Source organism: Mucilaginibacter sp. P5_A4 (genome assembly GCF_056400605.1).
Genome location: NZ_JBFUKX010000036.1, coordinates 38,378 through 61,164 on the forward strand (window position 1 = coordinate 38,378; position 22,787 = coordinate 61,164).

At 40.8% G+C, this 22,787-nt stretch carries 25 protein-coding genes; 12 read left to right on the forward strand and 13 right to left on the reverse strand.

What is annotated here, in order from left to right; genetic code table 11:
* Positions 1-29: 29 nt before the first annotated feature.
* The 3 genes from AC1DQW_RS19245 to AC1DQW_RS19255 are packed head-to-tail and all read left to right on the forward strand — an operon-like array spanning position 30 to position 2,252.
* Positions 30-272, forward strand: a complete 243-nt coding sequence (locus AC1DQW_RS19245) for a hypothetical protein (protein WP_477455559.1) — start codon at positions 30-32, stop codon at positions 270-272.
* Positions 269-688 carry a putative toxin-antitoxin system toxin component, PIN family gene (locus AC1DQW_RS19250; protein WP_477455560.1) on the forward strand — a complete coding sequence of 140 codons (420 nt, stop codon included), beginning with the start codon at positions 269-271 and terminating at the stop codon, positions 686-688. The genes AC1DQW_RS19245 and AC1DQW_RS19250 overlap by 4 nt, the downstream gene beginning before the upstream one ends.
* A gap of 58 nt (positions 689-746) precedes the next feature.
* Entirely contained in the window at positions 747-2,252 is a 1,506-nt protein-coding gene (locus tag AC1DQW_RS19255) for an NAD(P)H-hydrate dehydratase (protein ID WP_477455561.1), read from the forward strand.
* A 340-nt stretch (positions 2,253-2,592) separates the two neighbouring features.
* On the opposite strand, the gene AC1DQW_RS19260 is transcribed toward AC1DQW_RS19255, so the two are convergent.
* The 7 genes from AC1DQW_RS19260 to AC1DQW_RS19290 all read right to left on the reverse strand — a co-directional run bounded on the left by AC1DQW_RS19260 (position 2,593) and on the right by AC1DQW_RS19290 (position 8,100).
* Entirely contained in the window at positions 2,593-3,462 is an 870-nt protein-coding gene (locus AC1DQW_RS19260) for an anti-sigma factor (RefSeq protein ID WP_477455562.1), read from the reverse strand.
* Positions 3,463-3,464: 2 nt separating this feature from the next.
* Positions 3,465-4,016: an RNA polymerase sigma factor gene (locus tag AC1DQW_RS19265; protein WP_477455563.1), complete on the reverse strand. Its 552-nt coding sequence runs from the start codon at positions 4,014-4,016 to the stop codon at positions 3,465-3,467.
* Between the two features lie 25 nt (positions 4,017-4,041).
* Entirely contained in the window at positions 4,042-4,923 is an 882-nt protein-coding gene (lipA, locus tag AC1DQW_RS19270) for a lipoyl synthase (RefSeq protein ID WP_477406742.1), read from the reverse strand.
* 366 nt (positions 4,924-5,289) lie between these two features.
* Positions 5,290-5,616 carry a bacillithiol system redox-active protein YtxJ gene (ytxJ, locus tag AC1DQW_RS19275; protein WP_477420760.1) on the reverse strand — a complete coding sequence of 109 codons (327 nt, stop codon included), beginning with the start codon at positions 5,614-5,616 and terminating at the stop codon, positions 5,290-5,292.
* A 367-nt stretch (positions 5,617-5,983) separates the two neighbouring features.
* Complete coding sequence (ribH, locus tag AC1DQW_RS19280; RefSeq protein ID WP_477455564.1) at positions 5,984-6,478, reverse strand: 6,7-dimethyl-8-ribityllumazine synthase; 495 nt, start codon at positions 6,476-6,478, stop codon at positions 5,984-5,986.
* Positions 6,479-6,734: 256 nt separating this feature from the next.
* The gene (locus AC1DQW_RS19285) at positions 6,735-7,412 is read right to left on the reverse strand and encodes a tetratricopeptide repeat protein (RefSeq protein ID WP_477406748.1); all 678 of its coding nucleotides are present in this window, start codon (positions 7,410-7,412) and stop codon (positions 6,735-6,737) included.
* Positions 7,413-7,854: 442 nt separating this feature from the next.
* Positions 7,855-8,100, reverse strand: a complete 246-nt coding sequence (locus AC1DQW_RS19290) for a 4a-hydroxytetrahydrobiopterin dehydratase (RefSeq protein ID WP_477455565.1) — start codon at positions 8,098-8,100, stop codon at positions 7,855-7,857.
* 444 nt (positions 8,101-8,544) lie between these two features.
* Here AC1DQW_RS19290 and AC1DQW_RS19295 point away from each other — a divergent pair, with 444 nt between their 5' ends.
* Complete coding sequence (locus AC1DQW_RS19295) at positions 8,545-9,351, forward strand: helix-turn-helix domain-containing protein (protein ID WP_477455566.1); 807 nt, start codon at positions 8,545-8,547, stop codon at positions 9,349-9,351.
* A gap of 48 nt (positions 9,352-9,399) precedes the next feature.
* Entirely contained in the window at positions 9,400-9,879 is a 480-nt protein-coding gene (locus AC1DQW_RS19300; protein WP_477455567.1) for an anthrone oxygenase family protein, read from the forward strand.
* A gap of 165 nt (positions 9,880-10,044) precedes the next feature.
* On the opposite strand, the gene AC1DQW_RS19305 is transcribed toward AC1DQW_RS19300, so the two are convergent.
* The 3 genes from AC1DQW_RS19305 to AC1DQW_RS19315 form a co-directional block, all read right to left on the reverse strand.
* The gene (locus AC1DQW_RS19305) at positions 10,045-10,752 is read right to left on the reverse strand and encodes a DNA alkylation repair protein (RefSeq protein ID WP_477455568.1); all 708 of its coding nucleotides are present in this window, start codon (positions 10,750-10,752) and stop codon (positions 10,045-10,047) included.
* A 102-nt stretch (positions 10,753-10,854) separates the two neighbouring features.
* On the reverse strand, positions 10,855-11,028 hold the full coding sequence (locus AC1DQW_RS19310) for a hypothetical protein (protein WP_477455569.1): 174 nt from the start codon (positions 11,026-11,028) through the stop codon (positions 10,855-10,857).
* A gap of 52 nt (positions 11,029-11,080) precedes the next feature.
* Positions 11,081-12,814, reverse strand: a complete 1,734-nt coding sequence (locus tag AC1DQW_RS19315; RefSeq protein ID WP_477455570.1) for a discoidin domain-containing protein — start codon at positions 12,812-12,814, stop codon at positions 11,081-11,083.
* Between the two features lie 387 nt (positions 12,815-13,201).
* Between AC1DQW_RS19315 and recF the strand changes: the two genes are divergently transcribed.
* Complete coding sequence (recF, locus tag AC1DQW_RS19320; protein WP_477455571.1) at positions 13,202-14,302, forward strand: DNA replication/repair protein RecF; 1,101 nt, start codon at positions 13,202-13,204, stop codon at positions 14,300-14,302.
* Positions 14,295-14,585 (forward strand): DciA family protein, encoded by a 291-nt coding sequence (locus AC1DQW_RS19325; protein ID WP_477455572.1) that lies wholly within the window; start codon positions 14,295-14,297, stop codon positions 14,583-14,585. Before recF ends, AC1DQW_RS19325 begins: the two co-directional genes overlap by 8 nt.
* Before the next feature lie 580 nt (positions 14,586-15,165).
* On the opposite strand, the gene AC1DQW_RS19330 is transcribed toward AC1DQW_RS19325, so the two are convergent.
* The gene (locus AC1DQW_RS19330; protein ID WP_477455573.1) at positions 15,166-15,585 is read right to left on the reverse strand and encodes a nucleoside-diphosphate kinase; all 420 of its coding nucleotides are present in this window, start codon (positions 15,583-15,585) and stop codon (positions 15,166-15,168) included.
* Positions 15,586-15,784: 199 nt separating this feature from the next.
* On the opposite strand from AC1DQW_RS19330, the gene AC1DQW_RS19335 reads away from it, so the two are divergent.
* Genes AC1DQW_RS19335 through AC1DQW_RS19355 form a run of 5 tightly spaced genes read left to right on the forward strand, consistent with a single transcriptional unit; the run spans position 15,785 to position 20,691 of the window.
* Complete coding sequence (locus tag AC1DQW_RS19335) at positions 15,785-16,795, forward strand: DHH family phosphoesterase (RefSeq protein ID WP_477455574.1); 1,011 nt, start codon at positions 15,785-15,787, stop codon at positions 16,793-16,795.
* 1 nt (position 16,796) lies between these two features.
* Positions 16,797-17,759: an FKBP-type peptidyl-prolyl cis-trans isomerase gene (locus AC1DQW_RS19340; protein WP_477455575.1), complete on the forward strand. Its 963-nt coding sequence runs from the start codon at positions 16,797-16,799 to the stop codon at positions 17,757-17,759.
* Between the two features lie 60 nt (positions 17,760-17,819).
* Positions 17,820-18,809, forward strand: a complete 990-nt coding sequence (locus tag AC1DQW_RS19345; RefSeq protein WP_477455576.1) for an FKBP-type peptidyl-prolyl cis-trans isomerase — start codon at positions 17,820-17,822, stop codon at positions 18,807-18,809.
* Between the two features lie 48 nt (positions 18,810-18,857).
* Positions 18,858-19,625, forward strand: a complete 768-nt coding sequence (locus tag AC1DQW_RS19350) for a TatD family hydrolase (protein ID WP_477455577.1) — start codon at positions 18,858-18,860, stop codon at positions 19,623-19,625.
* A 37-nt stretch (positions 19,626-19,662) separates the two neighbouring features.
* On the forward strand, positions 19,663-20,691 hold the full coding sequence (locus AC1DQW_RS19355; RefSeq protein ID WP_477420744.1) for an asparaginase: 1,029 nt from the start codon (positions 19,663-19,665) through the stop codon (positions 20,689-20,691).
* 219 nt (positions 20,692-20,910) lie between these two features.
* Here AC1DQW_RS19355 and AC1DQW_RS19360 read toward each other — a convergent pair whose 3' ends face one another.
* The gene (locus tag AC1DQW_RS19360) at positions 20,911-21,621 is read right to left on the reverse strand and encodes a LytR/AlgR family response regulator transcription factor (protein ID WP_477455578.1); all 711 of its coding nucleotides are present in this window, start codon (positions 21,619-21,621) and stop codon (positions 20,911-20,913) included.
* Complete coding sequence (locus tag AC1DQW_RS19365; RefSeq protein ID WP_477455579.1) at positions 21,618-22,700, reverse strand: sensor histidine kinase; 1,083 nt, start codon at positions 22,698-22,700, stop codon at positions 21,618-21,620. Before AC1DQW_RS19365 ends, AC1DQW_RS19360 begins: the two co-directional genes overlap by 4 nt.
* Positions 22,701-22,787: the final 87 nt, after the last annotated feature.

Sequence of the window (22,787 nt, forward strand, 5' to 3'; positions counted from 1 at the left end):
ATTGATGCTCATTTTGTTATATTTGAGTTATGGGAGCGAAAGAATTAACATCAGATTCTTTAAATGAACAGCAGGTATTAATGTTGAGGCTATTAAAAAAGCCCCTGCCTGATGCTGATTTTGCACAAATCAGGCATCTTGCTGTGAAACTATTATCCAGGCAATTAGATGAGATTGTAGAAGACTGGGAGGAGAAGCAAAATATCACAGCCCAAGCCTACGATCAGTTAAGTAAGGGGCATTTCCGTAGTAACTCCAAAAAGCATAAATGAAAGTCGTGCTTGATTCCAATATTCTTTTAGTAGCAATTGGAAAAAGAAGTCGCTACAGAGTAATTTGGGATGTGTTTATTGAAGGAAAAATCGATCTGATAATTTCTGAAGATATACTATACGAGTATGAGAAAATAATGCAAGAGCATTCAGCGCCGGGTGTCGCCGAAGTTGTAATGAATATATTCTCCGAATCATTGAATGTAATTCATCAACAAATTTATTATTCATGGAATTTAATAAAGCAAGATCCGGACGACAATAAATTTTTTGATATAGCTATTGCGGGGAATGCAGATTACCTTGTAACTAATGATGCTCATTTTAATGCAGTCAAACATCTTACATTTCCTTCTGTAAATGTAATTTCAGCAGATGTGTTCTTAGAAATCGTTCAAAACCTTATAATAAGCTAAACAATTCTAAATTATTCTTATCCCAAACAAAACATATAATTCCTTACTTTAGAAGTATATGCTGCCTCTACTCATTTCTGAACAAATACGCAGGGCTGATGCGTTTACCATTGCCAATGAGCCTATTACTTCTATCGATCTGATGGAACGGGCCTCTAAGGCATTTGTGGGCTGGTTTATCAATCATTTTCCTGATAAGGATAAATCAATATCCTTTTATTGTGGTACCAGTAATAATGGTGGCGACGGACTGGCAATAGCACGCTTGTTGAAGGAACACCATTATAAATGCATAAATGTTAATATTGCCCGCTTCAGTAATAAAGAATCAAATGATTTTGCTGCTAACCTGGCAAGGTTACAGCAAACCGGCATCTCCATTACAGAAATAAAAGCCGGGGATGAAATACCTCCCGAAAGCGGCGCCATAATTATCGACGCCTTATTGGGTACAGGATTGAATAAACCTCTTTCGGGAGACTATGAGCGGCTGGTAAAGTATATTAATGATTTAAATAGAACAATAGTTGCTGTTGATGTACCTACAGGATTTTTTTCGGAAGGAGAGAATGATCCTGATTCGGTAGTTATTAAAGCCGACCTGGTGATCACTTTTCAGCAGCCGAGGATCAATTTTCTATTGCCCGAATCGGCATCCTACATCAATTGCTGGGAGGTTGTGAATATTGGCATCAACGAAAAATTTGTACTGGGCCTAAACTCTTCCTATCAGTTTATGGAAGAAAAAGACATTCGCGGCATTTTGAAACCCCGGCACCGTTTCAGCAATAAGGGCACTTTTGGCCACAGCCTGATTATTGCCGGGCAGGCAAAAACGATGGGAGCAGCACTGCTCAGCGCTTCGGCCAGTGCTTATGCCGGTGCGGGATTAACAACAGCCTGTATTCCCGGAAGTGGTTTAATTGCCTTGAATAGCTATCTGCCGGAAATTATGGCTATAGTTCGTAACGAAGATGAGCAACCCGAAATTGAGTGGGATAAATTTAATGCTATAGCTATTGGGCCAGGATTAGGGAAAGGTGACGATGCAATTAAATTGTTAAATACCACTATCAAAAACTATAAAAAGCCGCTGGTTATTGATGCCGACGCGCTTAATTTACTTTCGGATAATAAGGGATTATTGAAAGAATTGCCGGCCGGTAGTATTTTAACTCCGCATATGAAGGAGTTCGATCGTTTATTTGGCGAACATAAAAGCTGGTGGAAAAGATTGCAAACCGGGATGGAACAGGCAAAAGAGTTGAATATTTACATCATATTAAAAAACGATTATACCATCACAATTTCGCCCGATGGCAAATGCTATTTTAACCCCACAGGGAATGCTGCAATGGCTTCGGGAGGGATGGGTGATGTGCTTACGGGGATTATTGCAGCTATGCTGGCTCAAAAATACTCCCCCTTAGAAGCTTGTTTGATAGGGACATACGTGCATGGTAAGGCAGGCGATGAACTTGCTTTGCCAAACCGCCTTAATGTTGTTTTGCCGGGTAAGCTGGCAAAACAACTGCCAGTTACTATGGCAAAATTAATGGCATAAAAAAGGGATGCAAGTATCATACATCCCTTTTTGATTAACTATTAACTGATCTTATAAAGAACAAAATACTCAAGTTTATGAGTTAGATATATCACTTCAATTTTCGTTACTTCACAGGCTCTGTTTAATCTAACTGGTTATAAGACGTCCGAAGCATCCTAATAGTTACAAAAAAACGAATAAATGGTTTAGCTTATTGTGAAATAACTGTTAAATAATTAACAAAATGCATATTTATTTAACAAATAGCATAAAATAATCTTTATCAGGGTGCAAAAGACATGTTATGCAGGAGCAGCCTTGTCTTGATTTTAAAATACGGGAGAGGGTGAGAGGTATCTTAGTATTTACCAAGAACCATCATTTGATCCATTGTTGGGTTAACACTTCCGCCTCGCGGTTCCAATGTTACGGCAAAAGCATCGGCAAATGCAATCGGTTTCATCTCCTTAATGTCGGTAACGGTATCTCTTGCAGCATCAAACACACCAAGGTTAACCGGCTTGCCGCCAACCAGCGCCCAAAGCTGGTACTGATGTTCTTTATCATTCTCTGGCATTTTCATATTTGCCATGTCGATAACTACTTTTTTTTGACCAGGACTAAAGGCAACTGTTACTAAAGATGAGGGAGTTTTTGCTGTGCCTTTCAGGTGGATCAGCTTGTATGAAGTATCACGAAAAACAGTTAGCTCCTTATTCATCAGGTTAACCCTGTTGGCAAAATGCTGTTTGTCCTGTTGTATTGCAACTAACTGATTATTGGAATCCTGCAATTTTCCATAAATGCTTACCAATGCAATGGTGCTGGCTATTAATAAGGTAAAGCTTGCTGCAAAGGCGTACTTGTAATAGTTGTTTTCCTTAGGCGAAGGTAAGTTTGCAATATTATCTTCCTGGTCGATATTATCTTCTTCTTCGCCCTCTTCAGTTTCAATTTCTTCGTGATGCGGGGCGGCGGTAAAATTTCTATCATCGCCAAAATTAGTTAGCAGGCTGCCTAAAACCCTGCCTCGTAAGTTTTCTGAAGGTTCAACTTCGTGTTCTTTTGCATAAAACTCCATTGAATGTGCTATGCTATCAAGTTCTGTTTTTATTTCCGGGTATTTTGAAGCCATCTTTTCCACCTGTCGTTGTTCGACGGGAGTTACATCCCCCAACACATAAAGCTCCAGTATGCCCGATTTTATATATGCTTGTATATCTTCCACTTTCAATTAAAATATTTTCTGAGCTCTTGTATGCCCATTCTTAACCTGGTTTTAATGGTTCCAAGCGGTATGCCCAGCTCATCGGCAGCCTCCACATGGGTGTAACCTTTAAAATAAACCAGGTCGATAATCGATTTTTGCTCAGGTTTTAGTACCTGTACCAGGTCTTTAACACCTATCAATTCAGGCTTGTAAGCGGTGCTCTTATATTGGTCTATGAAAGTTACGTTATTTTCAATCTCCTGGTTTTTATTTTGATTCTTAAAATCTTTTGATCTGATCTTATCTATTGCAAGGTTGCGTGCAATATTAACCATCCAGGTAAATAAACGACCTTTTTCGGCACTATAGCTCGAAAAGGAATGCCAGATTTTTACGAACGTTTCCTGCAAAACATCTTCTGCTATTGGGGTATTGGTAACAATGCGGGAAATAACACCATACAGCGATGGCGAATACATATCATAGAGTGCTTCAACCGCGATCTTCTCATGATTTCTTAATGCACGTACCAGTTCTTCTTCCGAAAGCGATATCTTGTGTTTCTTACTCAACCTGGTTAATGTATAAAGGGATTAATTACAAATCAAACAGATGCTTTTCTGCATGATAGGATGAGCGCACCAATGGGCCGCTTTCCACGTATTTAAAACCTTTATTAAGGCCAATTTGTTTTAAATGAGCAAATTGATCCGGATGGATCCAGTCGAGTACCGGGTGGTGATTACGGGTTGGCTGTAAATACTGCCCCAGGGTTAGTATGTGTACGCCTGCAGTTAACAGGTCGTCCATGGCTTCTAAAATATCCTCCTCAGTTTCGCCAAGGCCAAGCATAATGCCCGATTTTGTACGTAATCCGGCTTCTGATACATGCTTTAAACACTCCAGGCTGCGATCATATTTTGCCTGGATGCGCACTTCTTTTGTTAAGCGCCTTACAGTTTCAAGGTTGTGGGATACTACCTCGGGCCTGGTTTCCAAAACACGGGCAAGGTTATCCCAGTTGCCCCTGAAATCGGGCAGCAAGGTTTCTAAAGTAGTTTCGGGGCTTTCGCGGCGGATGGCATTTATAGTTTCGGCCCAGATGATAGAGCCGCCGTCTTTAAGGTCGTCGCGGTCAACAGAGGTGATTACGCAGTGCTTTACCTGCATTAGCTTTACTGAGGTAGCTACACGGTTAGGCTCGTCAACGTCGACAGCCAAAGGCCTGCCGGTTGCTACGGCGCAAAATGAGCATGAGCGGGTACAAATATTACCCAGTATCATAAAAGTAGCTGTGCCGGCACCCCAGCACTCGCCCATGTTAGGGCAATTACCACTCTCGCAAATAGTGTGCAGCTTATGTTCATCAACCAAACCGCGCACATGTGCATATTCTTTTCCAATTGGAAGCTTTACCCTCAGCCAGTCTGGCTTACGCTGTACCTGGCTTACTGCGGGAACTACCGGCAATTCAATCATGTTACAAATGTAGTTAAAAACAGTATAACCAATTATAGGGTAATGCTTAGGTTGTAAGAATTATTACAGTAAATTGATGTGCAGATTTCAAATTTCAGCCTTCGGTTTTTATGACACTATTCTGGTGTTCGGTGGCAAGTGCGTAATGTTTTGAATGCCAATTTGTTAAGTGTTTGGCTGTTTGGTTTTGTGTTTAGTGCGTTGATTATGCGGTTGTTATATATTTGTGCATTGCTCTCTTAACACTGCCCTTCGGGCACCCTTTCATGACTTTTACACGCACCAAATTAATACCGTTCTGCTGCCGCAGCGCTGCTTTATACAAACCTACGCCCGATGAATTACGGAAACTAATAAAATTTTAGCTTAAAATACACTTAATGCTTCCTCAACCGAAATGCCGCCATGCGACTGATCGAGCACGCACTCGCCATCTTTGATAAGTATTAATTGCGGCGACTCGTGGTGTACCTGGAAAAGTTGTGCCACCATACCCGATAGTTCGCGGTACTTGATGAGGTCTAAAAAATAGAGGGGCATATCTTCGGGGAGGTCTTCCCAATCCAGTTCGAAGCGTCTTTTTGCCATCATGCTGATGGAGCAACGTGTACTATGTTTAAAAATCAGACTATAGCCTTGATTTTGTTTGATCTCGTTAAGCTGATCTGCCGATTCAAGCGGTATCCAGTTCATAAAAATTATATATAGTAAAAGAATCAGGAACCGGGAGTTAAGAATCAAGACAATTCATCATAGCGAAAGAAATTAATCCGGCTATGCCTGGCGCATCAGCTTAAATAAGCCAAACCCTTTTTGTCTTAATATCGTGATTCTTAGCCCCTGGCTCTAAATCAAAACGTAATTATAACACAAAAACCGGTATTGGTTTTCAGGAGATTACAAAAATGACATTTGCCTGTTAACGGCCAGACCTGGGATATGATCCGTAAGCAGGGCATAATTTATTGGAGCATGATGATATGCTGCCAATAGTTAGCGCTATAATAGCTATGTAAATTATTTTTTTCATTGTTTTAACACTATAATGGTTTAACGCAGATCAGTTATTTAATGTTTCGGCAAGTGCTGCCATTTTTATGGCGGTAATTGCAGCTTCATCGCCTTTGTTGCCATGTTTGCCGCCTGCGCGGTCAATGGCTTGTTGTTGGTTATCTGTTGTTAAAACCCCAAATATAACAGGTTTTGAATATTTTATTGCAACATTACTTACGCCATTTGCTACCGCATTGCAAATAAAATCAAAATGCCTGGTTTCGCCCTGTATTACGCATCCTAAACATATCACGGCATCCAGCTTGCCGGTTTTTAACAGTAGGTCGGCGCCCGACGTTAATTCAAAACTGCCGGGTACAGTGTGCGTGAAAATATTTTCGGGCAGGGCGCCATTGGTAACCAGACTATTATAAGCACCCCGGTAAAGGGCGCCGGTGATCTCGGCATTCCACTCAGCTACGGCAATGCCAAATCGGTACGCTGCGGCAGATGGGATCTCGGTATTTGAAAAATCTGAAAGGTTTTTTAATTGAGTAGCCATTATATGGTTGTAATGTTTGATGGTTGTAAAGTTACAAAGTTGTATTGTTTGAAGGTTGTAAAATTACAAAGTTGTAAAGTTTGAAGGTTGCAAAGTTACAAAGTTGTAAAGTTTGAAGGCTGTAAAGTTACAAAGTTGTAAAGTTTGAAGGTTGTAAAGTCACAATGTTTAAACATTACAACCTTTCAACAAATTAAAAAGGTTGCAACGCTCCAAGAACATTACAACCTTTCAACTTTATAACTTTTAAACAAAATTAAAGCTTCGCTTCGGCGCGGGCAATATATTCGTCGATATTTTGTGCTTCGGCGCTTTCAGGATATTCTGTTTTTATCCTTTTGTATGCTTCACCGGCAGATTTATTGTCTTTTGTTTCTTCATAAACAAGGCCCAGCTTTTTTAAATAAAGTGGCGATAAAAACTTATTTTTTGCTTTATCAACAGCCTTGCTAAAATAGGTTGCGGCTTTTTCGTAGTCTTTTAACTCTACATAGGCATCGCCGGTGCTGCCAAAAGCTTCGGCGGCTACCATGCTGTCGTCGCCGCGGTAGTTATCTAAGTTTTCAATGGCTTTACGGTATTCGCCTTTATTTAAATAAGCGGTACCTAAATAAAAATAAGCAAGGTTGGCAGCTTTGGTGTTACTGTAATCGCTGATGATCTTTTTAAAGCCGGGGTAGCTGGCATCACCATTAATGGCTTTGTCCCAATCCTTTTTGGCCCAAAAATCCTGCGCTACGTACATTTGATTAGCCGCAGTAACTTCGCGCGGACCTAAATACACTTTCAGGTATAAAAAATAGATTGCGATGAGCGCAATAACGGCTCCACCGATAAACAATAAGCTTTTTTGATTCTCGCGCACGAAATTGCCGCCCTGTCCTGGATTAGGATCTGGTGCTGCAACTTTGGTATTCGCCTGGTTTTTTGACATTGTTATAACAAAATTAAGTTTGCAAAGTTACGGTTTTCAAAATTTCTGGCAATAGCTTTTGTGTTAATTCTTTAGGGGATGTTTTTTTGGGGCAATTGCGGGTGTTTTGGTGGGTGGAGTAGCTTATGACAGATGTGTACAAAAAAACCTTTTGTCATCCTGAACGTAGTGAAGGATCTATTACGCGCCATGCCTATTCGCCCTGTACAATAGGTGAATAGATCCTTCGTGCCTACCTATAACAAGTTGTAGAATCCCAGACTTACGAAGTTTTTGAAACTTCGTAAGTCTTCCGCTGAAAAGAGCCTGTCTCCCTGAAGCCTGTCGAAGGGTCGCGCGCAAAGGCCTTTGCCCGCTATGGTTCGACAGGCTCACCATGACAGTCTTTTTTTAAAACGTTATTTCTCCTGCTTTATATCTTCCGAACAACCATAGTGAAAACTTAAACCGCAACATCTCCCGGTAATTTATCAATGGAGGCGGCTAATGATCTATCCTTATCGGTTACAATATCACCCTGATCGTGAGTGGAAAGCCAGATTTCGACTTTATTCCATTCATTTTTCCAGGTGGGGTGGTGATTCGCGGATTCGGCCAGCAAAGCCACACGGGTCATAAAAGAAAATGCTTCCGAAAAGTCTTTAAATTTAAACGCTCTGTAAAGCTTATTATCAATTTCCTGCCACATGGTTTTTATTTACCTCCCTTTACTTAACAGGGGAATTGGCAACATGTTTGTTTTATTAATACCTGGCAGACACCAATTTTACTTGCGTGGATTCCAAATCCTTCCTTTGTAACTCGCTTTTTTAGAGGTAGAATATAAAAACGTAGCACATCGGAGAATAACCGGAAGAGTTAAGACGGGAACCATGCTTGTTTTACCCTATTTCCATGCCATTAATTAGTGAGATTTGCCCTAATTCTGTAACATGTTGTTGTGGACAGCAATTACCTTAACTAAACTCCGGAAAGTACAAGGGCCTCAGGCCGAATTACTTGCATCTTAAAATAAAAATTCGTTCCTTTATTATGCTGACCGGCATGGCTGAAGAATTGAAATTCCACGCCGTCGTCATATCTTCTGCCATTAACGATTTTTTTATGGTGCTAATAATCAATTACCTGGAGATTGAACTACAACTATTACATACCAAAAGAACCCTGTTTTAAGAATGTAATCCATTCTGTTTGGCAGGTTGATGTTTTCCATCACTTTCATAAGGAATACATTATACCCAAAGGTGTATTAGAGGTTATTTTTAACTTTAGTGATAGCTCTTCTATCCCGGCTCAGTTAGGCAATAAATTGCATTATTTATCAAATTGCTTTATTAGTGGGTTTAACACAGCGCCCATACAGCTCCATCTTCCCAAACAACAGATTTTTTTTGGTGTCCTGTTTCAACCTTTGGCAGTAAAAGAGATTTTTAAGGTACCTGCCTGCGAATTTTTAAATATTACGGTCGACTTAACCCTGCTTGATTCAACTTTTCAGTCACTTTGGCACCAGCTTGCCGAACAAAATGATTTTGATGCCCGGGTATCTGTTTTTCTTGCCTGGCTGAGGCAAAATTTGATTGATTGGCAACCCCGGGAACAATTAATGAATAATTTTATATATGCGGCCAATCAACATGATTCATCTGTAACAGCGCTGGCAAATTCATTATGTTATTCGCCCCGGCATTTATCGCGGAAACTTTTTGAAGCAACAGGAATGAATACTGAAGAAATTTTGCTTTATAAAAAATACCTTCATGCGGTGAATTTAATTCACCAGGGTGAATTATCGTTGACGGAAATTGCTTTTCAAAGCCATTTTTCCGACCAATCACATTTTATCAAAACGTTTAAGGCTTATGCAGCAATAACACCAGGTGAATACAAACGGAATATGAGCAATATAAAAGGGCATATTTATGAAGATGTCCGTTAAATACAATTCTGCGGCTTACCCGGTAACCATCTTTGCAGAAAAAAAAACATGAAAACAATAATCTTATTTGCGTCTATCACTATTGCCAGCGGGCTGCTGTTTGTAAACATTTATACTTCATTGGTTGATGCGAGGTCGTGGGGCGGCGACATTCCTAACTCAATAGCTACAGCGAGGGAGTATTTTAAAATGGTAACCCCGGGAAACTTTTTCAGGCTGTTTTCGCCTGTTAACCAGGTATTGGGCCTGTTGGCTCTGATACTTTTTTGGAAATCTGCTCCGTCTGTCCGGCTGTGTTTAGGGGCTGCTTTTGTTTTATACATTTTAGGGGATGTATTCACCTTTGCCTATTTCTATCCCCGTAATGACATTATGTTTAAAACTGCACAACTCGCCGATATTGATTTGCTTAGAAAAACAATATCAGAATGGAGTATGATGAACTGGATCCGCTCTTTAATTATCCTGGCAGGGCTCTTTTTCTCTTTTATCTCGCTGCATAAAATTTATTTGCTTAATGCTAAATAGCAAATCAGCATGGGGTAGAAGATTTTTTAATTTCCTTCTAAAGGATACTGTGTGCACATGTTTTTATTGATTTTAATTTTTTGTCGACAAAAAATATGTGTACACAGTAATCCAACCGGAGGGGGAGTGGCAAGGGTTTCTATAAGCGATTCGGATATGCAAAACTCAGCACTTCACCGTTTTTTTCTTCTTGCCGAGTGATCCGCGATCTTTTACCTTGTTAATATAAGTTATGGCATCGGGTACTTTGCAGCTGGTGCCGTTGGTATCAACATAAACTTCACCAATTTTGGCGGCAGCTGCCATGGCTTCTTCGGTTAAGGCACTTATATAGCAGCCTACATTTATTACAAAAATATTCATCCGCGACCTTACCCTGTTGCCCGAAGTATGGATGTTTTTTATCACCCTGGCCAGCAAAGCCCGGTAAGCTTCAAGATCCAGGTCGCTATCAGCCTTTAAAGCGCTGAGGTTGCCCAGGGTAGACCACCCTGCAGCAGCGATATAATCCTGTTTATTATCAATCCATTCCATAGCCACCTGGTAGCCATGCTTGCTGCCTGCGGCCACCCATGGTACCGTGTATTCGTTAATGTTATTGGAGAGCGCCTCTTCGGCCCAGGTTTGCAGATCGGCCCTGGTCATCTTTTCATCATCGGCAATAAGGCCGGCCAGGTACATGGCATCGGCATTGCCGGTGGCATAAAGATCTTTGGCTAACTGGTAATCCTTTTTTATCTTTTTTTGGATGGTTTTTAAATGCTCAATTTTTACGCCAAAAAAGGGCTCTTTAACGCCGTGCTTCAACAAAATGTTTTTAATGCTTTCGCTGCCATGCGCTTGCAGGTCGGCCATTATTTCGGTTACTGTCATTGTCTGGCGGGTTAAATAATTGATTTAAAAATACTTATTTTCAATTATTAAAAGTACCCAAAATTGATTTTACCCGTGCCTGTTTGGCAAACAAAGAGGAGCTTACCTATAGGAGAGCGGTGCATTGAAATACTGGTAGTAGGCTGAAGTAATACCTTGCTGATTTTTAAACCCCAAACTTGCGTAAGGGATTGGAGTGGATACCGGCCAAAGCGCGTAAGGCCTGTAGGCGTATGAACAAAAAGCCCGACCCGCTTCTATCAGCGGGTACGCCATTATTGATGAATAGTTGATTATTAAAAACAATAAACAAATACCGGCGGTTAAACTATGGATTATAGGTCCAGATATCACCCGAGCGCATGGTAACCTGCGGACTGGTATACAGCAGGGTGGTGCCATCGGTATCGTAAACATAAAAATGACCGGTTTCCATATCGGTATTCATGTACAGTACAACCTGATCGGGCCCGTGTGCTTTTTCGATATCGCCCCAACGCTCGTTTGTTCTGTCGCTAATAAAAATTATTTTTTTGGTAAGCCACCTGGCATGCAGCGAATTTTGACTTAGATCCTTGTTGGGGCCTGCGCCGTAAATAATGCCGTATAACCTGTTGGCATTGGTTACAAAACTCATAGAAACAATAAACATATCGCCGGCGTTGTAATTGCCAAACAAAAAGTTACTGGCTGAGAAACTGGTAAGGCTGTTACTTAAGCTGTATCTTATTTCGTGCCTGTTATGGTGCAGGCCCATTAAATAGTAGGTTGTATTGTTGTATGTAAGGGCTTTTACATCCTGTGCAACAAGCGCTTCGTTCAGCGCGTCGCCAACGTAGCTAAAGTTTACCTGGTCGGTACTTACCGCATGATGAACCGCTTTGTGTACGCCGCGTGCAAAATCATTAAAATACAAATGATAGATACCGTTTTCCAGGTAGCCAACATTTGATCCGTTTACATCGGCAGTAGCCCAGTTAGGGTAGTTGCTCATTTTTAACAAATATTTACCCGAACCGGTATTTGGGGCCCAGTTAACACCATCAGGAGAGGTGGCATAGCTGGGCTTATTTATAGTTGAATTTTGAGGTAAAGAGGTATAGTACATCAGCCAGCTGCCATCGGGATTTTTAAGTATGGTAGCGTTATTTACATGGCTCCTGTTGCCATTGCCAATGGCTAAGGTGTGTGCGCCAAAAGTTAAAAAATTGTTATTGGTTACGGTTGTAAATATCCGGTCGTTTTTTATCGATGTATTGTCCCAGCCGCCATAATAAATATACCAGGCGCCGTTATAAACTACGTTTGGAGCATATATATTAGGATAAATACCCTGATTTGTAGCCTGGATGATGGGGTCGCGGTCGTCCTGTGTCCAATTGAAAATGCGGCCTGGGTTAAATGTGCCCGAACCTGCGTTATTAATCCGGTTTTGCCGGCTGGAGTTATCATTGTTGGTCCATTTAAAATGATTGAAGCCCTCATCATAGCCCGCCGCAACTTCGGCAAGCTGGAAATAATAGTTTGAGCCATCGGTACTTAGCCTGGTAGCTTCTATTTTTATGCCGTGGGTATGCACTGTAACCGGAAGAGGTATTACTACCGGGAGATTGTTGGTGCCGGGTTTTTGAGGATTGGCAAATTTAGTGAATGATTTAACTGATACCCACGATGTACCCGTGTTATAATAAATTGTAAAATTTAACGGGAAGCTTAAGCCTGCGTTATTGCTGTCATATCTTGGGGTTAACCTTACATAATTTACATCGTTTGCATCGCTAAACTGAAATTGAATAAACTCCGCAGCATTGGCGCTTGTATGCGGATTTGAACTCCAGCTTGTTGAAGTGTTATCGTCAATGGCATTTGATGCTGCCCACGAAGAGCCGGTTGATGATACCGAAATGCTGGCAATGGGTATATCCGTATTCGCCAATGATATTTTTAGCTTTTTGCCGCCGGCGCCAGTGGCAGATGTGGTGTTTATTTCCGGCATTTCCTTGTTGCAGCCGGCAAATAAAATAATCGCTAATAAAAGCAATTTGCCTGGAAATTTTTTCATGATAAGGGTCGGCAGGTTATTAATACGAGGTAGCGCCACTGCTTATTTGCAGTAAATATATTTGAATATTTTATACCATACAATACGCAAAATCAATTTTGTACAAGGGTGTGAAAAAGGTTTATTGCAATTGAAAATAACTTAACTATGGATATAAATAACTTAACCATGGAGCTGTTTTTTGTATAGGCTGGTATAAATTTATGGTATGTAAATACGTTTAATTGTTTTGTGATTGCACATAGCGTTTTCGCTAATTGGTGAATGGTTGATTGGGTTGAATTGTTATTGGTAAAAAATAAAAACAGTCAAAGTAAACCTAAACAACCTAATATTCTATCTCCAAATCAATCCTATCCAACCCAAAAACCTTACCTTTACAACCCCATGTATTTGCAGCAGCTGTCAGTTATAAATTTTAAAAATTACGAGGAGGCCGAACTTGTTTTCAGCGAGGGTGTGAATGCTTTTACGGGTAATAATGGCGCGGGCAAAACCAACCTGCTTGATGCTATACATTACCTGAGCCTATGTAAAAGTTATTTTAACCCCATTGATAGCCAGCAAATAAAACAGGGGACTGATTTTTTTATCATCACGGGGGTTTTCAACAAAAACCAACAAACCGAGGCGGTAGCTTGTTCTGTAAAACGGAACCAAAAGAAGYAGTTTAAACGCAATAAAAAAGATTACCAGCGCCTGGCAGATCATATTGGTTTATTGCCGCTGGTAATGATATCGCCTTATGATACCAGTATTATTACCGAGGGGAGCGAGGAGCGCCGCAAGTTTATTGATAATGTGATATCGCAAACGGATAACCATTATCTTGATGAGTTGATAACTTATAATAAGGTATTGGCCAACCGTAACGCCTTGTTAAAGCTAATAGCTGATACAGGCCGTTACGACCCCAGTTTGCTGGAAGTACTTGATGAGCAGCTGGTATTATCGGGCACCAGGATATATGAGCGGCGCAAGGCTTTTATGGAGGGCTTTACTGCTATTTTTAATAAGCATTATAGCTTTATAAGTGATGATGCCGAACTGGTTGAACTGGTTTATGAATCGCAATTGATCCAGGATGATTTTGCCACCCTGTTAAAAAAAACTGTTGAACGCGACAGGGCGCTTGAACGTACTACTGTGGGCATTCACAAAGATGATCTGCAGTTTGGCATTCACGGCATGGCCATGAAAAAATTTGGATCGCAGGGGCAGCAAAAATCATTTTTAATTGCGCTTAAGCTGGCGCAGTATACTTTCCTGTATCAGCAAAAAGGATTTAAACCGCTGCTGTTGCTTGATGATATTTTTGATAAACTGGATGATGAGCGTGTTACCAAGCTGATGAAAATGGTAAGTAACAATGATTTTGGGCAGGTGTTTATTACCGATACCAGCGTAACCCGTGTTGAGCAGATATTTGCAAAAATAGCAGTGCAGGTAAAATTATTTAATGTAATTAAAGGAGCTATCGATGCGTAAAACAAACGACAAATCATTAAAAGAGGCCATTGAGCAGATGCTTAATGTATATAAAATTAAGCGCCGCTATGATGAAACGGCTGTTGTTGCCGCGTGGCCCGACCTGGTGGGCAAATCGGTAGCTAACCGTACAAAGGAATTGTTTATAAGGGATAAGAAGTTGTTTTTGCGTATAGAATCATCTGTTATAAAGCACGAATTGATGCTTATGCGCACACAGATAATTGAAAAAATAAACGAAGAGGCAAAAGGGGTGTTGGTAGAGGAGATTATATTTTTATAGAATCAAATATAAAAAAACTGATAGTGTTGTGTCAACCTTGAATTGACATTCCCCTTTAGTCGAAAGTCTTAAGTTCGAGGTCAAAAAAGAACAAATCTGGCTTATGACTTAGTGCTATTGACTTAATACTGGTACGTTGCCGGGAAAATAAATCCGGAATAATCAGGAACGAAATGATTTTAGGAAAGAAGAGATTATCTTCCTCTTGAAAAACGAAGGTTACGGGAGCGTACATGCTGCTTTATGCCCATATCGTCGGTTATTACCGAGTAAATCAAGATAAACAGGCCGGGGATTATAAACGCTAACTGCACTTCAGGATGGGCTCTGTAAATTAATATGGAAACCGTTATTAAACATACCACTATTAGTGCGTAAATGATTGGTTTTAATAGCAGTTTCATAATTTTTTGCTTTAAGGAAAAAGGTTACAATATTATTTAATAAGGAACTAATAAGCCCCGTTTTGTAAAGCTACAAAACTTTTAAATTTAAATAGCAAAAAAATGGCAAATAATATTAGGGGTGTAATATTGATGTTACACCCCTAATATTATTAATTATTAAAATTGCTTTATTATTAAAATTTCTCGAAAGCCGAGAAAAAGAAACTGCCTTCAATAGCAGCGTTGTCATCAGAGTCTGATCCGTGAACCGCGTTTGCCTCAATTGATTCTGCAAACAGGTTGCGTATTGTACCTTCTTCTGCTTTGGCGGGGTCGGTTGCACCAATTAGTTTGCGGAAATCTTCAATAGCATTATCTTTTTCCAGTATTGCAGCTACTATAGGGCCAGATGACATAAAGCTAACCAGGGCATTGTAAAAAGGTCGTTCTTTGTGTACTTCGTAAAACTGACCTGCTTTTTCGGGCGTCAGGTAAGTGTATTTAAGCGCGATGATCTTAAACCCGCTTTTTGTTATTTTATCTACAATTGCTCCAATATGCCCGTTTGCAACAGCATCGGGCTTAATCATGGTAAAAGTTTTGTTAGTTGCCATTCTTTTTATTGTTCTTTATGGGTAATGAATTTTCATAAGCCTATTCTTGTGTTTAGGCGAGAGCTTACGATGTTTGCTTATTTGTTTAAAATTGGCGCAAAAGTAGCGTTTTACATCTGTATGATAAAGCTTTTTGAATTAAATTAGATGGTTTGTATTTAATTTATTTATTTAGCTTTGCAACTCTTTTTTAAAATTGATGTTAGATTTAGCCGCGCTTACAGACCTTTTAGCAAGCCCCAAAAAAATAGTGATCACTACTCATCATAAACCTGATGGAGATGCTATGGGATCGTCTTTGGGTTTATATAATTATTTAATACAGCAGGGCCATCATACCTCGGTTATTACACCTACTGATTACCCCGACTTTTTAAGCTGGTTGCCCGGCGATGATGAGGTTATTGTATATACCGAACAAACGGAAAACGCGGCCGCCCTTATTGCCAACGCACAACTGATATTTTGCCTTGATTTTAACGCATTGGGCCGCATTAACGAGATGGGGGTTTTGGTAGGCGAAAGCAAGGCCTATAAAATAATGATCGATCATCACCTTGATCCAGAGGATTTTGACGATTACAGGCATTGGAATATAAACGCCTGCGCAACCGCCCAGCTTATTTATGATTTTATTGTTAATGAGCTTCATCATAAAGAATTGATCAATAAGGATGTGGCTACCTGCCTTTATACAGGTATCATGACCGATTCTGCATCATTCCGCTTGCCAAATACCTCATCAACCGTGCACCGGATAGTGGCCGAGCTGATTGATGCGGGGGCTGTTAACTGGCGGATTCACGAGCTGGTATACAATAGTGCGTCAGAAAACCGTTTAAGGTTCCTGGGGCATTGCCTTGCAAACTGCCTGGAGATTTTGCCCGAATACAATACTGCTATAATATCCGTTAATAAAGAGGATCTGCAGAAATACGATGTTGATACAGGTGATACCGAAGGCATAGTGAACTATGCCTTATCAATTGCCAGCATAAAGCTGGCAGCATTTATTGTTGAGCGCAGCGATAAGGTAAAACTTTCGTTACGTTCAAAAGGAGAATTCCCGGCAAATGAGATTTGTAAAAAATACTTTAACGGTGGTGGTCACCGTAATGCTGCTGGTGGTTACTCAACAGATAACCTTGAACAGGTTGTACAACAATTTAAAACCCTATTACCCGAATATAAAAAACTATTAAAACAATAAAATGAAAAGAAAACTAATGTTCTTAGCCATTGCTGCAATTGGATTTGCAAGTTGTAACGGCGGCTTTAAAAAAGGAGAGGCAGGCTTGCTTTATAATATACATACCTCAAAAGGTGGTGTGCATATTAAAGAAGGCGACTTTGTGAGTCTTAATATGATTGTAAAAACCGATGGCGATTCCATATTGGTTAACAGCTATGAGGCCGGCCGCCCGGTTATTATGCCAATGCCAAAACCCCAGTCAAAAGGCGACGTATACACAGGTATTGAAATGCTTGGCGAAGGCGATAGCGCTACATTTAAAGTAGCTACCGATTCAATATTTAAAGGCGGTCAGCAACGTCCGCCAAACATCAAAGGTAAATTTTTAATTTTCCAGGTTAACATTAATAAGGTAATTGCCAAAGGCGCGCTTACCGAGCAGGTTTTCCGTGGCAGAATTAATGATTATTTAAAAACCCTTACTGATGTAATGAAAAACCAGGAGCCAGGTAAGATCAAAAAATACATTGCCGATCATAACTTAAAGGTTACTACTACAGCTTCGGGCTTAAATTATGTTATTACTACACCGGGCACCGGCGCAACACCAGCTGTTGGCGATACCGCCGTTGTAAACTACACCGGCAGACTTCCAACTGGTAAAATATTTGAAACCAGTGTTAAAGAAATAGCCATTAAAGAAAAACAACCTATTGAGCCAGGTCGCCCATATACGCCTATCCGTATCCCGGTTGGCATGGGTAAAGTAATACCAGGTTGGGATGAAGGTTTGCAGCTGATGAACAAAGGGTCTAAAATCACATTGGTTATCCCTTCGGCCATCGCGTACAAAGATCAGGGTGTGGGCCCAATTGGTCCATACACGCCAATTATTTTTGAAATGGAGATGGTTGATATTGTGCACCCAAATCCAAATGCACCAAAACCAGCTGAGCCACAAATGACTCCGCCAACAAGGTAATTAAGAAAATTTTTACGGCCTTTCTGACAGCAGTCGGAAAGGCTTTTTTATTTTTATTTTATGAAAAACATTTTTTATTTCCTAACTCCCCTGCTGGGCGTAGCTACATTAGGGGCACATGCGCAAGGTGGTTTGCAAACCACTGCTAAAGGCGCACAATACCAGATCTTCACCCACAATACAGGCGAAAAAGTGAAGCAGAACGATGTGATTACCTTTCATTACATCCAAAAAACTGATAAGGACTCTGTTTTATTCAGTTCGTACGTGGCCGGGCATACTGTACAGGCACAGGTACACCCTGCTCAAAATGTAGCCGATTTAATGGATATATTTCCATTGCTTACCCTTAATGATAGCGCGATGGTGAAAGTGCCTGCCGATTCTATTTTTAAAGGCCACGAAGAGGCGCGCCCTCCGTTTTTTCCTAAAAGCAGCTATTTAACCTTTATTATAAAGATAACTAAGGTGCAATCATTAGAGGCGGCTATGGCCGAGCGGACTGCCGCTATTGAAAAACTGAAACAACAGGAAGCTGTAGATGCCAACGGTTATATCGCAGCTAATAAACTAAGCCCGGTTACTACAGCATCGGGGTTAAAATATATTGTTACAAAGCCATCTGCTTTACGCAAGCCCTTAGCCGGCGATACCGTATTGGTAAATTATGTTGGTAGTTTAACAAATGGTAAAGTATTTGATACCAGTATCCAGCAAGTAGCAAAAGCGGCTGGACTTGATCAGCCGGGGCGCCCGTATGAGCCCATTAGCGTAGTTTTAGGCCAGGGTAGCGTTATCCCAGGCTGGGAAGAAGGTTTGGCTTTATTGAACGAAGGTTCAAAAGCTAAATGCATAATCCCATCAAGTTTGGGTTACGGGGAAAAGGGGGGCGGCCAGGTGATTCCGCCATATAGTACCCTTGTATTTGATCTGGAGATTGTAAAGATAAAACCAACCAAACATCTTCCTGTATTTGCAAAGCCCGGCGTAAAGCACCCGGTAAACAAAGCTGCAGCCAAAAAAACAGCGGTAAGTAAAAAGAAAAATTAATCCTGAAGCCTCTCCGATATATCGGGGAGGCTTTTTTACTTTTGCAGCATGGTATTAACAGATACACATACCCATTTATACTACGAAACCATTGCCGGTAAACGTGCGGCATTGGTACAACGGTGTATTGATAATAACATCAGCAGGTTGTTTTTACCCAATGTAGATGCAGCATCGGTGCCATTGGTGGATGACCTGGTAAAGGCCTATCCAGATGTATGTTACCCGATGCTTGGCTTGCACCCATGCTCGGTAAAAGCAGATTGGGAACAGGAACTGGCTGCTATAATGGCCGCCCACCGGCTAAATAAAATATATGCCATAGGCGAAATAGGTATCGATTTATATTGGGATAAAACATTTTTAGCCGGGCAGGTTAAGGCCTTCAGGCAGCAGATCAAATGGGCAAAAGAATTGAAGCTGCCTATTGTTATCCACTGCCGGGATGCCTTTAATGAGGTATACCAGGTGTTGCAGCAGGAGCATGACGAAAACCTGCGTGGAATTTTCCATTGTTTTTCGGGCAACCCGGAGCAGGCCAGGCAGGTGATTGACCTGGGCTTTTATTTGGGAATAGGCGGGGTGGTTACCTATAAAAATGCGGGTTTGGATAAAGTAGTATCTGAAATTGATTTAAAGCATATAGTTTTAGAAACAGATTCTCCGTACCTTACGCCAGTTCCGTTCCGGGGTAAACCTAATGAAAGTTCGTACTTGATTTACATTGCCCAAAAGGTGGCGGATCTGCACCATACAAGTGTGGAGCAGGTGGCCTTTGTCACCACTGAAAATTCCAGGCAGGTGTTTGGTATATAATAATTGTAATGGATTTACACAGCATAAACCTTAATTCATGAGTCAGATACTGATCATTTATACCGGGGGGACAATCGGTATGATGAGTGATCCCGTAACAAAGGTGCTCAAGCCTATCAACTTTGAGCAAATAATGGATAATGTGCCCGAGTTAGAAAAACTCAATTGCCGTATTAAGGTGCATTCTTTTGAAGAGATCATCGATTCATCAAACATGAACCCGGCAATCTGGAGCGAACTTGCAGGCCTGATTGAGGCAAACTATCATGATAATGATGGGTTTGTGATTTTACACGGATCGGACACTATGGCCTACACCGCATCAGCTTTGAGCTTTATGCTGGAGAACCTTGATAAGCCCATTATATTCACCGGCTCGCAGCTGCCTATAAGCGCTATACGTACCGATGCCAAGGAAAATTTAATGACGGCCATAGAGATTGCCAAGGCTAAAAAGAATGATCGTTCCCGTGTGCCCGAAGTTTGTATCTATTTTGATTACAAATTGTTCCGCGGTAACAGGGCTTTTAAATATAACTCATCTAAATTCGAGGCTTTCCGCTCGCCCAACTATCCCATACTGGCCGAGTCGGGCGTTCACCTTAAATTTAATGTAAATGATATCAGGCAGCCTAACGATGGCGAGGGATTAATTATTCATAATAACCTGGTAAGCGAGGTGGCTGTACTAAAACTGTATCCTGGCATTGGCCCCAAAGTGGTTGAGGCTATTTTAAACGCAGATGTAAGAGGCGTTGTAATGGAAACCTTCGGTGCCGGCAATACTACTACCGATAGCTGGTTTATCAACCTGTTGGAAAAAGCCATTAAAGAAGGAAAAGTGATTGTAGATATCTCCCAATGTAAAGTGGGTACCGTTGAGCTTGGCCGATATGAAACCAGCAAGCAATTGAAAGATATAGGTGTAGCCAACGGATACGATATGACCTTTGAATCGGCCGTAACCAAAATGATGTACCTGCTGGGCGAATTTGATGACCCTGCAATTGTAAAGCATTACATGGAGATGGACCTGAGGGGTGAGGTAACGGTATCGCAGGGATAGGGTTTACGTGATAGGTAAGGGATATTGACGATATTTCAACCTTAATGAACAATCACATGCGGCTTTTTCACCGCGCAATAGCCGCGCGTAACCTCGTATGCCAACGCGCGAACCAACAACGTTGATAAAGAACGTTAAAAGCACATCTGCCGCAGGCTATGCCATTGTTGCGAGTTTCTTTCTAATGACGGGCAAACTATTCTATTTTTGAAGCAAGCCTCAAAACACCCTTTTATTAATTACTGCCATAAACCTATCTTTAAACTTTTCACTCACAGGGATATGTTTATCGCCGATGTAAACATGGTTATCTTGTATTTTGATAAGCTGTTTGGTGTTTACTATATACGAGTTGTGCACCCGAACAAATGGCGGTAAAAGCTGCTCCTCAATATCCTTCAGGCGGCGATAGATGAGCAATTGTTCCCGGGCGGTTGCAAGACGCACATATTCCTTTTCGCCTTCGAAATACAAGATCTCATCCAGCAGTATTTTACGGAACACTTTGCCCGATTTTACAAAAAAGTACTCCTGACTGGCAATAGACTGGGTTTGTATTATTGGCTCTGGCTTATCGAAATAAGATTCGATCTTTTGCATCGCCGCTAAGAAACGTTTTAAGGTTATGGGCTTTAACAGGTAGTCAATTGTTTGAAAAGTATAGCTTTCGGCGGCATACTCTGAGTAGGCCGTGGTGAATACAATTTTGGTATGCGGCGGTAACAGGCCGGCAAGTTCCATGCCGGTAAGATTGGGCATATTGATATCTAAAAATATAAAATCGACCTTGATTTCCTTTAAATAGGCCAGTGCTTCCAGCGCGTTATAGCATTTTGCCTTTAGCTGCCATAGGGTGCTTTGCTGTATCAGCATTTCCAACAGGTTTACCGCGTTGGGTTCATCATCAATTATAATACAGCTTAAATTCATGCCAGTGGTATTTTTAAGAACGCGGTGAAAGTTTGGTCATCTTTAGCTGTTGTAAGTTCAAAATTTTCGCGGTATAGCATGGTGAGCCTTTTCTTAAGGTTGGCTATACCAAATCCGTTTGGCTGGTTATTTACGGGGGCTTCGTAAACCGCATTACTGGTTTTAAAAAGCAGGTAACTATCCTGTTGCTTCAAGGAAATAATTACCCGGTTTTCGATGCTTGATTTATCGATGCCATGTTTAAAAATGTTTTCTACAAAGGTCATGAGCAGCATAGGTGGAATACGCAGATCGGAACTGTACTTCTTTTCGAAACTGATCTCCACCCCATGCCTGATGCGGATCTTTTCCAACTCAATATAATTTTCGATGAATTGTACTTCGGTGGTTATGGTCACATCATCTCTGGGGCTTTCATCTACAAAATAGCGCATAATGTCTGATAACCGTTCGATTAACGCGGCTGTGCGTGGTGCTTCTTTATAAGCCTCGTAATAAATATTGTTAAGCGTATTAAAAAGGAAATGCGGCTGTACCTGCGATTTTAACAAATTGAGTTCGGCCTGGCTTTTTTGGACCATGATCTCTTCGGTTTGTTGTTTTAGCTTGAAGTAAGCTAAAGCGATACGGAAGATAAAACTCAGCAGAAAAGTTAAACAGCCGGCCACCGTAAAATTAAAGAACATCCCCCAGGTCATTACTTCATGATCAGATGGGGCGGTAGAAAGTATATTATGCAAATATATGATCAGGTATCCACGGGCTGTCCCTCCGCCCACTAAAAGTATAATTGCGTATAGTACATACTCAAGCTTCTTCCCTTTTTCATAATATCGCGGAAACAGAAATTTTATATTACCATAAATTACAACCGCATAAAAAGTTATACTGACCAAAGTAAAACCAAACGATTGGTAAACGCTCACTTCGGGTAGAATAGAAAAAAAAACGATAAAGAATACGGCTATCCAAATTAGCCATTGAAGCCTGGTAATGGTTGCCTGCCCGTTGGTGATCTGCATTTTTAAATTTACGAAGCTTTTTGATTTCGCCATCTTGTTTTCAATGGTTGGGTTCATTTATTCAATAATCTCTTGTTTTTCAAATAATGAGGCAGTAATTGAAGTTATTTACAACTCTGCTAAAAAGAAACACCTATTGGTTGA

Bases quoted from the DNA above. Each gene is read 5' to 3' on its own strand.
- AC1DQW_RS19300 (WP_477455567.1), top strand. From the start codon at position 9,400: ATGAAAACAATAATCTTATTTGCGTCTATCACTATTGCCAGCGGGCTG.
- AC1DQW_RS19350 (WP_477455577.1), top strand. From the start codon at position 18,858: ATGGTATTAACAGATACACATACCCATTTATACTACGAAACCATTGCC.
- AC1DQW_RS19305 (WP_477455568.1), bottom strand. From the start codon at position 10,752: ATGACAGTAACCGAAATAATGGCCGACCTGCAAGCGCATGGCAGCGAA.
- lipA (WP_477406742.1), bottom strand. From the start codon at position 4,923: ATGATTGAATTGCCGGTAGTTCCCGCAGTAAGCCAGGTACAGCGTAAG.
- AC1DQW_RS19335 (WP_477455574.1), top strand. From the start codon at position 15,785: ATGTTAGATTTAGCCGCGCTTACAGACCTTTTAGCAAGCCCCAAAAAA.
- AC1DQW_RS19340 (WP_477455575.1), top strand. From the start codon at position 16,797: ATGAAAAGAAAACTAATGTTCTTAGCCATTGCTGCAATTGGATTTGCA.
- AC1DQW_RS19345 (WP_477455576.1), top strand. From the start codon at position 17,820: ATGAAAAACATTTTTTATTTCCTAACTCCCCTGCTGGGCGTAGCTACA.
- ribH (WP_477455564.1), bottom strand. From the start codon at position 6,478: ATGGCTACTCAATTAAAAAACCTTTCAGATTTTTCAAATACCGAGATC.
- AC1DQW_RS19315 (WP_477455570.1), bottom strand. From the start codon at position 12,814: ATGAAAAAATTTCCAGGCAAATTGCTTTTATTAGCGATTATTTTATTT.
- AC1DQW_RS19360 (WP_477455578.1), bottom strand. From the start codon at position 21,621: ATGAATTTAAGCTGTATTATAATTGATGATGAACCCAACGCGGTAAAC.
- AC1DQW_RS19330 (WP_477455573.1), bottom strand. From the start codon at position 15,585: ATGGCAACTAACAAAACTTTTACCATGATTAAGCCCGATGCTGTTGCA.
- AC1DQW_RS19365 (WP_477455579.1), bottom strand. From the start codon at position 22,700: ATGAACCCAACCATTGAAAACAAGATGGCGAAATCAAAAAGCTTCGTA.
- AC1DQW_RS19255 (WP_477455561.1), top strand. From the start codon at position 747: ATGCTGCCTCTACTCATTTCTGAACAAATACGCAGGGCTGATGCGTTT.
- AC1DQW_RS19355 (WP_477420744.1), top strand. From the start codon at position 19,663: ATGAGTCAGATACTGATCATTTATACCGGGGGGACAATCGGTATGATG.
- AC1DQW_RS19285 (WP_477406748.1), bottom strand. From the start codon at position 7,412: ATGTCAAAAAACCAGGCGAATACCAAAGTTGCAGCACCAGATCCTAAT.
- AC1DQW_RS19290 (WP_477455565.1), bottom strand. From the start codon at position 8,100: ATGTGGCAGGAAATTGATAATAAGCTTTACAGAGCGTTTAAATTTAAA.
- ytxJ (WP_477420760.1), bottom strand. From the start codon at position 5,616: ATGAACTGGATACCGCTTGAATCGGCAGATCAGCTTAACGAGATCAAA.
- AC1DQW_RS19245 (WP_477455559.1), top strand. From the start codon at position 30: ATGGGAGCGAAAGAATTAACATCAGATTCTTTAAATGAACAGCAGGTA.
- AC1DQW_RS19325 (WP_477455572.1), top strand. From the start codon at position 14,295: ATGCGTAAAACAAACGACAAATCATTAAAAGAGGCCATTGAGCAGATG.
- AC1DQW_RS19250 (WP_477455560.1), top strand. From the start codon at position 269: ATGAAAGTCGTGCTTGATTCCAATATTCTTTTAGTAGCAATTGGAAAA.
- AC1DQW_RS19310 (WP_477455569.1), bottom strand. From the start codon at position 11,028: ATGGCGTACCCGCTGATAGAAGCGGGTCGGGCTTTTTGTTCATACGCC.